We start from the raw sequence: 14065 nt of genomic DNA, 5'->3' as shown, positions 1-14065 counted from the left end.
CTGTGTGATGCTAGTTAATCGCGCAGTAGTTACCGCGGAATGTTATATTTATAATCAGCTTAGTATTTTTGTTATATGAAACCCAAGTCGTGCACATTAAAGCTCCAAATTGAACAAAATGAGGATTTCTATTTGCCATTATTAAGCTGTTCATTGGGCTACCAGCATAAGCAGGAGTATTTGGATTAACTGCCTTACGCACATACACATAAGTCTCAACATTAGGATCAGGTGAGACTTGAATCACATTATTAGGCATACCAAATTCTTGAGTATAAGCGTATATATTCTTACCGATCCATGCCTTTTGCTGATCTATATATTTTTGCTTAGTAGCACATGAAAAAAGTGCTGATGCTAATGTTATTAAAACCACAATCTTAAAAAAGTCTTTTATCATAATAAATACTTCCTATTTTATAAAACCAGTTTTTTTCATGTATATAGTCAATAATGACACAGCTGCTGGAGTTACTCCAGGAATTCGAGATGCTTCACCTAAGGTAGTTGGTTTTTGTTCTGATAATTTTTGAAGTACTTCATTAGAAAGTCCTTTCACTTGTGAATAGTCAAAGCTTTCTGGTATTGTTTTTGATTCAAGCGTTAATATTTTGGCTATATCTTTGCTTTGACGTTCGATATATCCTGAATATTTAGCAGAGATTTCTATCTGTTCGATTACAGACTCATCCTCTAGTTTTAAATTTGTATCAGGAATTTGTTGTAATTTTTTATAGTCTAACTCTGGACGCTTTAGTAAGTCAAAAAGCGTACTTTCTCGAGTCATTTTTTTGTCTAGGAATTTTTCAAGCTCACGAGCTTTTTGTGTTTGAGGACCTATCCAAGTATTTTTCATCATGGCTATATTTTCATCTATAGCTGTTTTTTTATTGATAAAAAACTCTTGATCTTGCTTGTTTAGTAGCCCTATTTCGCATGCTTTGTCTGATAGCCTTAAATCTGCATTATCTTCACGCAATATAAGTCTATATTCAGCGCGAGATGTAAACATACGATAAGGCTCTTTGGTACCTTTTGTTATCAAATCATCTATCAAAACACCCATATAGCTATTTGAGCGCGTTGGATACCATGATTTATCACTATCTATACTGATTGCGGCATTTATTCCAGCTACTAAGCCTTGAGCACCTGCCTCCTCGTAGCCTGTAGTACCATTGATTTGTCCTGCAAAAAATAAGTTTTTGATATGTTTGGTCTCAAGAGTAGGTTTAAGATCTCTCGGATCAAAGAAGTCATATTCGATTGCATAACCAGGCCTTATAATAAAGGCATTTTCGAAGCCTTTAATTGAGCGTATATACTCACACTGTACTTCAAATGGTAAGCTAGTTGATAGTCCGTTAGGGTACAGCTCAATACTGTTTAAGCCCTCGGGTTCAACAAAGATTTGATGTCTATCTTTCTCAGCAAATCTTACTACTTTATCTTCAATAGATGGACAGTAACGAGGACCAATGCCTTCTATTAATCCACTATACATTGCCGATTTATCGAGATTATTTGTAATAATCTCATGAGTCTTTGAGTTGGTGTATGTTATGTAACAAGGTATTTGTCTTGGATGCTCAATTTTTCCTTTCGAAAAAAATGAAAAAAATGGTGTTGGAGTATCGCCATGTTGAACATCCATAACACTAAAATCGACACTTCGGCTGTCTATACGTGGAGGAGTACCTGTTTTAAGTCTATCAACTCTAAATGGTAATGCTCTTAAGCGAGCAGCTAATGCATTTGATGGTTGATCTCCTGCACGACCACCTTCCTTTGAAACTTGCCCAATATGTATCTTACCACCCAAGAATGTACCTACTGTGAGTACAACCTTTTTTGATTTGAAAGTGATGCCTGTTTTAGTTATAGCGCCACATACCGTATCATTCTCAACGACCAAATCATCTACAGAATCTTGGAAGATATCTAAATTCTGTTGATCATTTAGTAGAGAGTTAATAGCCTTTTTATATAGTACTCTATCTGCTTGAGCTCTTGTTGCTCTTACAGCTGGACCTTTACGAGAATTTAAAATTCTAAATTGGATACCTGCCATATCAATGGCTTTTGCCATGATACCACCCATAGCATCTATCTCTTTAACTAAATGACCCTTACCGATACCACCGATAGCAGGGTTACAAGACATTTGTCCAATTGTGTCAATATTGTGAGTGAGTAATAAGGTTTTTGCGCCTATACGTGCTGAAGCAGCAGCAGCTTCTACGCCTGCATGACCGCCACCAACAACAATAACATCATAAGTGTTGTTATAAATCATAAAGATATAAATGTGTATTTTATTTAAATGCTCTTAAATTTTACTACATTTTGAAGCAAAAATAACTACTCTAATGATATTAATTAAGCAACTTTTGCAATATAATTCTTAGTATATTAAGTGTCCTTGAAGTTGATTTATAAGTGCTTAGCATCAGTGAAATATATCATAAATATGTTGACCAAGATCCTATGAAGGTATTTCAGGATGGAGCTATCAAATCTGCAATTATACTTTTTTCATTTTTAGCTATTACAACATTTTTTGATATCGACAAAAATCTTGTTATTATAATTATCTTGTTCATGGCTAATTTGGCTGGAAGTATTCTATTAGGAAGTATCCAAGCCAAACGTTTAGCCTTTGCCCTATATATGGTTATAGCTATCGTCATAGTTAATATATCTCCATATGTACATCCTCTTTTTGAAACTAACTTTATGCTAATAGTATTTGTCGCTTTTATAGCATTTTGGTTTAGAAGGTTTGGAGAAGCTTTTACTGTATTTCCTATGATGATTGTAGTTATTACTTGTATCTGTTTTGTGCGTTATCCGTTGGAAAAAGATAATCATTTACATTTTACTCTTACAGCTATTTTAATTGGTTTGATTGTTTATCTGGTGATTATTAGAAACTACAAGCTAATGAAAGCTAATGATGTTAGTAAAGTATTTAATGAGTTTTTGAAAAATTTTGTGCGTAACTATATTGATACATTTGAAAAAGCAAAATACAGAAGATTTACTCAATCAAATATTGTTGAAGTAAGTAATTTAAAATACCAAAATATAAATTCTTTTAAAAACCATGGTTTGATGTTCTTGAGAAAAAGCCGTCAAGAACAGTGGCGATATTTAAGCCATAACTTGGTGGTTTTTAATCGTTTAACATCTAAGTTTTTATTGGTCTATAAAAAACTTACAGTTGACTATGTTCGTTTAGGGTTTGAAGAAGAAGAAGCAAAAAATCTATCACAAGACTTAGAGAAAATTTATAAAAATACAATGATTTTGATGTTATACATACAAAAGCCAGCTAAGACTTTTGAAAAAAAGTCAGAGGATATATCTCATCTGAAATATAAATTTGAAATGAACTATATCTATAAATATCAAAATGATAAACAAAAAAGGAAGCTTTTGTTTAGTAGTTTATTGTTTTTAGATGATATGTTGATTGGTTTGGAAAATATCAGAGAGGCATACTATGATCTTATTTAAGGATAGGTATATAGATAAACTCTCTGATACAACATTATTAGCTATAAGGGTTTTTGTAGCATCTATAGTAGGTTTAATAGTTTGTTATTTAATATTTAGTTTAAGTGGTGATGATGGCTTTAGAGATAGAATATATTGGGTAGTCATTGCGGTAGTAAGTGTCGCAGCTAGTACAAGTACTAGTGTAGTTTATACAAGAGCTAAGGCGATTGTTATTTTCTCATTATTGGGTACCTCAATAGGATCTGTAGTATTGTTGCTAATTCAAAAAAATATACCCCATAATTTTACATTGGTGGCAGGATTATGTTGCTTTGCTTTAGCACTATATGTGTATACGATGTTTTTAAATTATGCGACTAGTGTTTTTTTTATACATGTATATCTGGTAATGTATTTTGGATTATTTATTGGTTGGGATAAAGAATTATTTTTTGTCAGGGTCACATGTGTAGCAATAGGAACATTAAGTATAGTTTTGATAACTTTCCTTACAAGGGGGCGAAAAAATAGAGTACTTTTTGATAGGGATATGTATAGAATTTATTCTGAACTTAAAGATCTTGTTAATAAAGTTGATCGTAGCGTAGAAAATAGAAAAATTATTTCATTGATAGAAAAAAGTATTAAGCTTAATGAAACTTTAGTAAATGCTAAATATGAGTTTTCTGAGACTAAAAAGTATTATGAATATAAGAAAGTATTAATACTTATAGATGAGTTATTAATTAATCTAAGGACATATAGAACTCTATTTATGCAGCAAAAAAAGCATGATGATAGTTTATATAAGGAATTTGTGCATTTTACTAAAGAGCAAATTCAAAGTAATTTTAAGAAAATAACTATTAGATATGATAGATTATTAGCTCAAAACTAGTTTAGTTTATTTCACTTTTATTCATGTATTCTTTATTGAAATTAGTTTTGAGATAATTTATCAAAGAGCTTATTCTTTTAAGTTGATGTTTTACTGGTAGTGAAATAATAGAAAGTTTTGTTTCTTCTCTATATTCAGGCAATATTTCGACTAATTTACCATTTTTGATATCAGCATCTACATAAATATCAACTAATCTGGTGATTCCTAATCCTAAAAGGGTAGCTTGTTTCATAACTCTGCCATTAGTTGCATGAAAACCATTGTTATGAATATGGAGAGTATATTTATCATTTATGGAGTTGAAATTCCATTGCTTAATACTACCGTAAATTAGAGGTATATCTTCAAGCTGTCTTGGATCAGATATCTTGGTATATTTCTTAATAAAATCTTTACTAGCTACATATTTAGTAAAAACTGTTCGAAGTGGAGAGATTATTAAATTTGAGTCGGGTAGGTTACCCATACGGATAACTAAGTCATAATCACTATCTATTAGGCTAATTCTATTGCTAGAAAAATCTAAATGGATACTAACTTTAGGATGTAGCAGCTGGAATTTCAAAACTAAAGGAGCAATAACATCTTCACCAATAATTCCTCCAACACAATTGATTTTTATATTGCCACTTATTTCATTATGTTCTTGGCTAGTTAATTGTGTTGCTATATCAAGGTCTTGGAGAGCCTTCTTACATTTCTTATAATAATCTTGTCCTATTTCAGTAAGACGAACGTGTCTGGTGCTTCTATATAGTAGTTGAACTTTAAGATGGTTTTCTAAGTCCTTAATATTCTGGCTTAGGTTTGATTTGGCCATTCCTAATATATCTGCTGCCTTTGTGAAGCTTTGCTGTTCAGCGACGTGAATGAAACAGTGAATACCTCGCCAATGAATATTGTTCATTATTCAATAACAATGTTTTATGATTGTTGGTATTTATCAGTTTAATAAGTTTATATACAATTTACAATCATTAAAACGATGTGAAAATTAAAACAAAAAATATAGGAGAAATAACATGGCTAAATCATTAGTTGTAATCACAGGAGCAAGTTCTGGAATTGGTGCGGCAATTGCAAAAAGATTTTCTGAAGCAGGTCATTCGCTTTTGCTAATAGGTAGAAGAATAGAAAAGATACAAGAATTAAATTTACCTAATACAATGATTCGTAAAGTAGATGTGACAGATGCTCAAGCTCTAAAGAATGCTATAAAAGAAGGTGAAGCTGAATATGGTCCAGTTGAGTTGTTGGTTAATAATGCAGGTTTAATGTTGCTTGGTCAAATCGATACACAAGATCCTATTGAATGGCAAAAGATGTACGAAGTGAATGTATTGGCATTATTAAATGGTATTCAATCTGTATTAGGTGATATGAAGGCAAGAAAAAGTGGAACGATTATAAATATCAGTTCAATTGCTGGTAAGAAATCTTTCCCTAATCACGCTGCATATGTTGGTACAAAATTTGCAGTATCTTCAATGAGTGAAAATATACGTGAAGAAGTTGCTGATGATAATGTTAGAATAATGACAATTTGTCCAGGTGCTGTAGAAACTGAGCTTTTAAGTCATACTACATCTGATCAAATTAAATCAGATTATGAAAACTGGAAAGAGTCTATGGGTGGAGTTTTAGTAGCAGATGATATCGCTCGTACAGCTATGTTTATGTTTAGCCAACCACAAAATATAAATATACGAGAAGTTGTAATTGCTGCAACTAGACAGCCTGCATAATCTTACTTTATAAACATAAAAATTATTCTTTAGAGTTTCTATTAAGTCTTTAAATCAAGCTTATTTGTAATATTCAAAATTATTAATCATTATAAAGGTATGTTAAAATTCTAAGCTAATAATTTAATTAAATATGAGCTTATTCTTTAATGTTTCAAAATCAAACTTTTTTATTTTATGACTTAGAAACTACTGGTATTAACAATTCTTTTGACCAAGTATTACAATTTGCTGCGATTCGTACAGATTTGGACTTTAATGAAATTGAAAGGTTTAATTTTTTTGTGAAGCTAAATCCTGATACAACTCCATCTCCAATTGCAACGATAACGCATCATATTTCTATTGCTCAAGCAAATACTGGTGTGTCAGAGTATCAGGCAATTAGGAAAATTCATAAAATCATAAATACACCAGGGACCATTAGTATAGGTTATAATACCCTTGGTTTTGATGATGAGTTTTTGAGATTTGCTTTTTATAAAAATATGCTACCTCCATATAGTCATCAATTTAAAAATGGTTGTTCAAGGGCTGATTTGTTTCCAATAGTTACTTGCTATTATTTGTTTTGTAATGATGTTCTTAAGTGGCCTAAAGTTCTTGATGAAGAAGGACAGCGGAAAATATCTTTGAAGTTAGAAAATTTAAATACTGAAAATAATCTCTATAGTGGTGGTAGAGCTCATGATGCTATTACAGATGTAATTGTCACAGTAGAGTTAGCCAAAAAATTAAGAATAGCTAATCCTAAAATGTGGCAGTTTTTATTGGCAAAGTTTAATAAGCAAAATGATGAAAATACTCTAGCTCAACTAAATATCGGTGTAGAAGTTGGTGGTATTGGGTATAGACAAGCAATTGCAGTAAGTGGAGTTTTTGGCTTTAAAAATAATTTTATGTCGGCCATATTAGATATTGGTCAGCATAGGCATTACAAAAATCAAGAGATATTTCTTCGCTTAGATAGTTATGATTTTAAAGATTTTATAGAAGAGTTTGGCAGTTTAGAAGCAGAACATTGGCGACTGACTGTAAATAAGAAATGGGGTGATATTCCTCTAATATTACCTGCTAAAACCCGTTTTGTGGGGAGGTTGCCTCAAGATAGACTAGATTTGATAAAGACGAACAAAGAATTTATAAGAAGCAATCCAGAAATATTTGCCAATTTTGTTGATTATGTATTGGAATATAAGTATCCAGAGATTGAAAATGTTGATATAGATGCAGCGATTTATCAAAGTGACTTTATGAGTGCCGCTGATGAAAGGGGTTGTGATAAATTTCATACTTCACAAATTTATCAAAAAGCGCAAATGCTTAATCAATTACCAAAACCTTATTATGACAGAGCTGTCAGGATAATTGGTAGATTAGACTTTTCAAAACTACCTGATAAAGCACAGATGGAATTTCAAGATTATCTAAATAAGATTGTTAGCCTAGATAATGATGAGCTTCTGATTGATCATAAAGGCAAAACTCGCAAAACTTTGGAAGATATCTATCAAGAAATGCAAGATTTACGCATGAATCGTGATCTAACAGAAGAGCAACAAGCTTTGCTGTATGAGTTAGAGGAGTATTTATTTTAGATGAATAAATTTAACCTAGTAACAAAGTATGCTCCAGCTGGAGATCAGCCAAATGCAATTAAATCCTTAGTTGAAGGTATTAATAATGGGTTACAGCATCAGGTTTTGCTAGGAGTTACAGGTTCTGGTAAAACATATACTATGGCAAATGTGATTCAACAAACACAAAAACCATGTTTGATTGTTGCACATAACAAAACTTTGGCAGCTCAATTATATTCAGAGTTTAAGCAATATTTCCCAGATAATGCAGTTGAGTATTTTGTGTCATATTACGATTATTATCAACCTGAAGCTTATGTTGCGGCTTCTGATACCTATATAGAAAAAGATTCATCTGTAAATGAGCATATTGAACAAATGCGTCTGTCAGCTACCAAGGCAATACTTGAGCGTAATGATGTAATTATAGTCGCAACCGTATCAGCTATTTATGGTCTAGGTGATCCTGAGCAATATATGCAGATGCTTTTGCACCTAAAAGTAGGTGAAGAGCTAGGGCTAAAAAAAGCTCAAACTAAGTTAGTAGAGATGCAATATTCGCGTAATGATATGGATTTCAGTCGTGGTAGTTTTCGAGTCAGAGGAGAAGTATTAGATATATTCCCAGCAGACTCTGAGAAAGATGCTATTCGAGTAGAGTTTTTTGATGATGAGATTGAAACGATAAGTGTGATCGATTCATTAACTTCCAAAAAAACTAAAACATTACACAGAGCAACAATATTCCCAAGTACACATTATGTTGCATCAAAAGAGCGCAAAGATATAGTTATAGAAGAGATCAAAGCAGAACTTAAAGAAAGAGTTAAATATTTTGAGGAAGAAGGTAAACTACTTGAAGCTCAAAGAATAGAACAACGTACTAAGTATGATATTGAAATGATTCAAGAGCTTGGCTACTGTACAGGCATCGAAAATTATTCAAGATTGTTATCAGGTAGAGCTCCTGGTGATCCACCACCAACATTGATTGACTACTTACCAGAAAATGCCTTAGTCATAGTTGATGAGTCGCACGTGACATTACCACAGTTTGGCGGAATGTACAAAGGAGATTTATCTCGTAAATCAAATCTCGTTAACTATGGTTTCAGATTGCCTTCTGCGTTGGACAATAGACCTCTGAAATTTAATGAGTTTGAGAGTCTGCTGCCTCAGACAATATATGTATCTGCGACACCCGCTAATTATGAACTTGAAAAGTCTCAAAATACTGTAGAGCAGGTAATTAGACCAACTGGTTTATTAGATCCTGAAGTCTTTGTAAGACCGGTAGCTATACAAGTAGAAGATGCTTTATCAGAGATAAATAAAGCTATAGCCAAAGAAGAAAGAATCTTGATAACAACTTTAACCAAAAAAATGGCAGAGAACTTAACAGAGTATCTATCTGAGCATGGCGTTAATGTCAGATATCTACATTCTGATATTGATACTGTTGAGAGAGTCCAAATTATTCATGATTTGCGTCATGGTGTATTTGATGTGCTTGTAGGTATTAACCTTCTTAGAGAGGGGCTTGATATGCCAGAGGTTGGAGTTTTATTAATTTTTGATGCTGATAAGGAAGGGTTTTTGCGTTCTGAAAAATCTCTTATTCAAACTATTGGACGTGTGGCTAGAAACCAAAATGGTAGAGCTATTTTGTATGCAGATGTTGTTACAAAATCTATGAAAAAGGCTATGGATGAAACTCTACGTCGTCGTCAACTTCAAGATGAACATAATAAGAAAAACAATATTACGCCTAAAACAATCATCAAAAGTATAGATGATATGTTAGATAGTTCTCCAGAGATGCAAAAACGTGCATATAAAAATAATTCGCGCTTAAAGGTTGATGATGTAGATGTTTCGGCTATACTAGGTATGACTGAAGCTTCGAAGGTTATTAAAGCTCTAGAAAAACGAATGAGAGCTTATGCAAAAGAGCTTGAATTCGAGCAGGCAACAGCAATTAGAGATAAGATAACTGAAATAAAGCAGAAGTTTATTAATTTATAATTTTACGATTTTTAAACAAAGTATATTGGTATTATGGCTATTGAAAGTAAATTAAAAAAAGACAGGCTCTTTTTGCGCTTTACATGGGCTAGGTTAAGGAACTACCTAATTAGAGCAAAAAAAAGTCTATATGCATCTATTATTCTATGTGGTTTAATAGTTGGTGTTGATTTATATTTAGGGGATATTGAATTTGTTACTCAATCGTTAGAGGTTGGATTTACTCTAGCATTTATATTATTTGTATTCTTTTTCTTAATAACAAAAGATGATAATCCTGTAGATATAATTATTTCAGGTGCAGAAGGCGAAACTACTGTTTTAGATGAACTAAAAAAATTAGATAATAATTTTGTGTTATTTAATCGAGTGGTTCTACCAGATGAGAAGTCAACAGTAGGTAATAGAGAAATTGATTTTATTGCAATATCGCGTAAAAGCATATATATAATCGAAGTTAAGAATAATCGTGGCTATATTGAAGTTGAGAATATGGCTGAACGTTGGAATGTCTCAAAAACTTCTCAAAACAACAAAGTCTATGCAAAAACAATAAAAAATCCAATTAGACAAACATTTGCACAGAAAAAAGTACTGCAAACATATCTTTATAAACAAAAAATATATATAAAAGGTATCCCAGTTGTAACGATAGTTATTTTTGCTAATGATGATGCGCAGCTAAGTGAAAATTTCATTGCAGATGATGCCAATCAAGCAGTTTTATCATTAGGAAATCTAATACCTTTTATCAAGGCAAAAGAAGAATATCTAGAAAAAATGCCTACGCGCTCACGTAGAAAAATAATTCGTAAAATAGAGAAAAAATAATGCTCAATAATAGACCTATAGGTGTTTTCGATTCAGGAATTGGTGGTTTAACTGTCGTCAAGAACTTGATGAATATATTACCAAATGAGGATATTATATATTTTGGTGATATTGCTAGAATACCTTATGGGACTAAATCACGAGCGACTATTCAAAAGTTTGCAGCCCAAACAGCTAAATTTCTAATTGATCAAGAAGTCAAAGCAATAATTATTGCCTGTAATACAATATCAGCTATAGCAAAAGATATCGTTCAAGAGATTGCAAAAACAGTTCCTGTTATTGATGTGATAAGTGCTGGAGTTAGCTTAGTCGATAGTCTTAAAACAGTTGGTGTCATAGCAACACCAGCTACTATTAACAGTAATGCATACGCACTACAAATACACAAAAATAATCCTAGCACCGAAGTTTATAGTAGTTCATGTGGTCTTTTTGTATCTATGATTGAAGAGGGATTTATAGAGGGAGAAGTTGTTGAATTAGTAGCTAAACAATATCTTGAGTATTTTAACGATAAAAACATTCAAGCTCTAATTTTGGGTTGTACACATTATCCTATTATCAAAGATAGTATCGCTAAAGCACTTGATGTAAAGCTTATAGACCCTTCACTACAAGCTAGTAAGATGCTTCAGCAACTACTTGTTGAAAATAATCTTTTGAATAAAAACAATTCTAATCCAGAGTATAAATTTTATGTTACAGATATTCCTTTGAAGTTTAGATCGGTGGGAGAGATGTTTTTACAAACACAGATGCAACATCTTGAAATAGTTAGTTTGGATAGTTATTAAAAAATATACTAAAAAAATCTATCATAAGGCTTAAATATTCTACTAAATAAAGCTAAAAAAATGTATGATTTGCTAAACTTGATTATTAAAAGTAAGTGTTATAAATGTACGATAAAGATAGTAGAAACGTTATTTTATTAGCCGGAATTGGTGCAATTCTTGAGTTTTATGATTTTGTTCTATATATGATTTTTTCTAAAGAAATCTCAGCAACTTTTTTTGCTCAAATTACAAATCCAACAATTAAAACTTTTTTAACAGTTTTAATATTTTCAATAGCTTACCTTGTCAGACCATTCGCCGGAACTATTTTGGGAATTGTTGGTGATTTAATAGGGCGAAGACGACTACTATTATTTACAATATTATTAATGGGAAGTTGTTCATTGTGTATGGGATTGATGCCTGGATATGCGCAATGGGGATTATATGCGAGCTTTATTTTTGTGTTATTGCGTATTATGCAAGGTATTGCTTTGGGTGGGGAGTTGCCTGGGGCTTATGTTATTGTGTATGAATCGGTTAAGGGTAAAATTGGTTTTGCCACTGCCATATTATTTACATTTGTAACGGGTGGATTTTTATTTTCTGATTTTGTAGGTTTTGCTCTTGAGTATGTGTTTGGTGATTTTGCTTGGAGAGCAGGGTTTATCATTGGTGGATTGCTAGGGTTTGTCGGTTATTATGTGCGTCGCAATCTTCATGAAACTCCAGAGTTTGAAAGTATTGATAAACAAAAAAGACATTCTTTTGGTTCTTTAGTCTCTACTTATGGTCCAAACTTGTTCGCTGGTATATGTATAGTTATTATAGTAGCCTTTGGCGGTGTGATGTTGACTCTTTATATACATAAATTTGTTGAGGATATTTTAACTGGATATAATTCTGGTCAGATCTCTTTGATTCTAACTCCAAGTGTTTTAACACTTACTTGTTTTACTTTTATTTTTGGCTTTCTATCTGATAAAGTTGGCATTGCAAAAATGTTTATAGCAGGTGCTGGGCTTGTTGTAGTTTGTGCTTTACCTGTGTTCTATTTGATGAGTTATATAGGCAGTGTATCTGCAATTGTTTTTGCATCTATAGCTATTATGCTCTGTTACGCATTAGTTGCGGCTACCTTTATATTTTTACTTTGTGATTTGTTTCCAACAGATGTTAGATTGTCAGGAGTAGGTCTTAGTTATAATCTTGCTTTTGCTATAGTTGGAGGGATCGCTCCTTTAGTAAGTACAACGATAATTACTATGACAGCATATAATTTTTTAGGTCCATCTATTGTTGGTATTGTTTGTGGTGTGATTGGCCTACTAGGTGTCTATGTTTATTCCAAAAGAGGAGGCTATCATAAAAATAACAAAGATATGATAGTTAAACTGTAAGTAATTTTAGAGATGAAAGAAGATTTTAAAGTAGTATCAATTGCAGGCATAGGTGCAGTTTTAGAAGTTTATGACTTTTTGTTATATGTGTTATTTTCGGTACAAATTATAAATACATTTTTTGTAGGAATTGATGATTCAGTAATTAAAAGTTTCATTGCTATAGCTATATTTTCTTTAACATATATTGTTAGACCTTTAGGTGCTATTACCTTAGGAATATTGGGTGATCGATATGGTAGGAAGAAAATATTTACATTTACAATAATTCTTATGGGAATATCATCATTACTAATGGGGATTATGCCTTCTTATGCTACTTTTGGGGTGTTTGCAAGTATAGCTTTTGTGATATTCAGGGTATTGCAAGGGTTTGCTCTAAGTGGAGAATTGCCTGCAGCATATGTAATAGTGTACGAGACTAGTTCAAAAAGCATAGGTTTTAAGCTGAGTATATTATTTGCATTTGTTTTATCGGGATTTTTATTTGCAACGACAGTATGTCTGATTCTTGAATATTTATTTGATGATTATGCTTGGCGGATTGGTTTTGTGTTAGGAGGCTTGTTGGCTATATTTGGTTATTACGTAAGATTAAAGCTAATAGAAACACCTTTATTTAGAAAAATCGCAAGTAGAGATAAAAAGAGCATTATAACGCTTTTCAAACAAAACTATATAAGTATATTTATTGGTTTTTGTTTTGCAATGTTATTTGCTTTAGGCGCAATAATTTTGCTTCAGTATTCTAATTTTTATATTGCAAAATTACTAAATACTAGCAATACAAGTTTAATAATGATTCCAGTACAAATAATAGTTTTAATATCTGTAATAGCATTTGGGTATATATCTGATAAAGTTGGACTTAGTAAAATGTATATTATTGGCTGTTTCATTTTATTGATAGCTATTCCTATAACATTCTACTTGATGTCAGATACTTATAGTGTTTTTATAGGTATGATTTTTTTAATTATTTGCTATTCATTTGGTGCATCGACAACATTATTTTTCTTGTGTGATATTTTTCCAACAGAGTTTAGGTTATCAGGAGTCGCTTTGAGCTATAGTTTAAATTCAGCTTTTGTAGGAGGTGTTTGTCCAATAATTAGTGCAACAGTTATCTCTAAAACAGGAGTTATTTGGTTAGGCCCTGTCGTTATTAGTTTAATTTGCTTAGTATTGGCTTTATTTGCAATCTTGTTGTACAAAAAACTAAGGTTAGGTTTTTACAAACAAAATATTACATAACCGAGGTATTTAATTTTTGATATTAGTTGTCAAAAATTGATAAAAAAAA

The 14065-nt window shown here is 31.9% G+C and carries 12 protein-coding genes; 9 read left to right on the top strand and 3 right to left on the bottom strand.

Translation table 11 applies throughout. From position 1 onward, the window contains the following. Positions 1-10: 10 nt before the first annotated feature. Together FTPG_RS08240 and mnmG are read right to left on the bottom strand one after the other, a co-directional pair. Entirely contained in the window at positions 11-400 is a 390-nt protein-coding gene (locus FTPG_RS08240; protein WP_004287985.1) for a hypothetical protein, read from the bottom strand. Positions 401-412: 12 nt separating this feature from the next. After that, complete coding sequence (gene mnmG / locus FTPG_RS08235) at positions 413-2296, bottom strand: tRNA uridine-5-carboxymethylaminomethyl(34) synthesis enzyme MnmG (protein ID WP_004287984.1); 1884 nt, start codon at positions 2294-2296, stop codon at positions 413-415. Positions 2297-2439: 143 nt separating this feature from the next. On the opposite strand from mnmG, the gene FTPG_RS08230 reads away from it, so the two are divergent. Together FTPG_RS08230 and FTPG_RS08225 are read left to right on the top strand one after the other, a co-directional pair. After that, positions 2440-3519, top strand: coding sequence for a hypothetical protein (locus FTPG_RS08230; protein WP_004287983.1), 1080 nt, complete (start codon positions 2440-2442; stop codon positions 3517-3519). Continuing rightward, a complete protein-coding gene (locus FTPG_RS08225) occupies positions 3506-4399 on the top strand; it encodes an FUSC family protein (RefSeq protein ID WP_004287982.1) in 894 nt (297 codons plus the stop codon). Before FTPG_RS08230 ends, FTPG_RS08225 begins: the two co-directional genes overlap by 14 nt. A 1-nt stretch (position 4400) precedes the next feature. Here the strand turns inward: FTPG_RS08225 and FTPG_RS08220 are convergent, their stop codons facing one another. Further along, complete coding sequence (locus FTPG_RS08220; protein WP_004287981.1) at positions 4401-5309, bottom strand: LysR family transcriptional regulator; 909 nt, start codon at positions 5307-5309, stop codon at positions 4401-4403. Positions 5310-5424: 115 nt separating this feature from the next. On the opposite strand from FTPG_RS08220, the gene FTPG_RS08215 reads away from it, so the two are divergent. The 7 genes from FTPG_RS08215 to FTPG_RS08185 all read left to right on the top strand — a co-directional run bounded on the left by FTPG_RS08215 (position 5425) and on the right by FTPG_RS08185 (position 14016). Continuing rightward, a complete protein-coding gene (locus FTPG_RS08215; protein ID WP_004287980.1) occupies positions 5425-6147 on the top strand; it encodes an SDR family oxidoreductase in 723 nt (240 codons plus the stop codon). Positions 6148-6296: 149 nt separating this feature from the next. After that, positions 6297-7745: an exodeoxyribonuclease I gene (locus tag FTPG_RS08210; RefSeq protein ID WP_004287979.1), complete on the top strand. Its 1449-nt coding sequence runs from the start codon at positions 6297-6299 to the stop codon at positions 7743-7745. Next, a complete protein-coding gene (uvrB, locus tag FTPG_RS08205; protein ID WP_004287978.1) occupies positions 7746-9752 on the top strand; it encodes an excinuclease ABC subunit UvrB in 2007 nt (668 codons plus the stop codon). 33 nt (positions 9753-9785) lie between these two features. Beyond that, positions 9786-10583, top strand: a complete 798-nt coding sequence (locus FTPG_RS08200) for a nuclease-related domain-containing protein (RefSeq protein WP_004287977.1) — start codon at positions 9786-9788, stop codon at positions 10581-10583. Next, positions 10583-11380: a glutamate racemase gene (murI, locus tag FTPG_RS08195; protein WP_004287976.1), complete on the top strand. Its 798-nt coding sequence runs from the start codon at positions 10583-10585 to the stop codon at positions 11378-11380. Before FTPG_RS08200 ends, murI begins: the two co-directional genes overlap by 1 nt. A 104-nt stretch (positions 11381-11484) precedes the next feature. After that, positions 11485-12762 carry an MFS transporter gene (locus tag FTPG_RS08190; RefSeq protein ID WP_004287975.1) on the top strand — a complete coding sequence of 426 codons (1278 nt, stop codon included), beginning with the start codon at positions 11485-11487 and terminating at the stop codon, positions 12760-12762. A gap of 12 nt (positions 12763-12774) precedes the next feature. Beyond that, positions 12775-14016: an MFS transporter gene (locus FTPG_RS08185; RefSeq protein WP_004287974.1), complete on the top strand. Its 1242-nt coding sequence runs from the start codon at positions 12775-12777 to the stop codon at positions 14014-14016. The last annotated feature ends 49 nt before the right edge of the window (positions 14017-14065 follow it).

The sequence above is a fragment of the Francisella philomiragia subsp. philomiragia ATCC 25015 genome, assembly GCF_000156715.1.
Lineage (GTDB): Bacteria > Pseudomonadota > Gammaproteobacteria > Francisellales > Francisellaceae > Francisella > Francisella philomiragia.
Note: the sequence above shows the minus strand (reverse complement) of the source record. Positions and strands in the feature narration are given on the sequence as shown.

Excerpts from the sequence above, each read along its gene's own strand:
- FTPG_RS08210 (WP_004287979.1), top strand. The coding sequence starts at position 6,297 with ATGTTTCAAAATCAAACTTTTTTATTTTATGACTTAGAAACTACTGGT.
- FTPG_RS08225 (WP_004287982.1), top strand. The coding sequence starts at position 3,506 with ATGATCTTATTTAAGGATAGGTATATAGATAAACTCTCTGATACAACA.
- FTPG_RS08215 (WP_004287980.1), top strand. The coding sequence starts at position 5,425 with ATGGCTAAATCATTAGTTGTAATCACAGGAGCAAGTTCTGGAATTGGT.
- FTPG_RS08185 (WP_004287974.1), top strand. The coding sequence starts at position 12,775 with ATGAAAGAAGATTTTAAAGTAGTATCAATTGCAGGCATAGGTGCAGTT.
- murI (WP_004287976.1), top strand. The coding sequence starts at position 10,583 with ATGCTCAATAATAGACCTATAGGTGTTTTCGATTCAGGAATTGGTGGT.
- mnmG (WP_004287984.1), bottom strand. The coding sequence starts at position 2,296 with ATGATTTATAACAACACTTATGATGTTATTGTTGTTGGTGGCGGTCAT.
- FTPG_RS08220 (WP_004287981.1), bottom strand. The coding sequence starts at position 5,309 with ATGAACAATATTCATTGGCGAGGTATTCACTGTTTCATTCACGTCGCT.
- FTPG_RS08200 (WP_004287977.1), top strand. The coding sequence starts at position 9,786 with ATGGCTATTGAAAGTAAATTAAAAAAAGACAGGCTCTTTTTGCGCTTT.
- uvrB (WP_004287978.1), top strand. The coding sequence starts at position 7,746 with ATGAATAAATTTAACCTAGTAACAAAGTATGCTCCAGCTGGAGATCAG.
- FTPG_RS08190 (WP_004287975.1), top strand. The coding sequence starts at position 11,485 with ATGTACGATAAAGATAGTAGAAACGTTATTTTATTAGCCGGAATTGGT.
- FTPG_RS08240 (WP_004287985.1), bottom strand. The coding sequence starts at position 400 with ATGATAAAAGACTTTTTTAAGATTGTGGTTTTAATAACATTAGCATCA.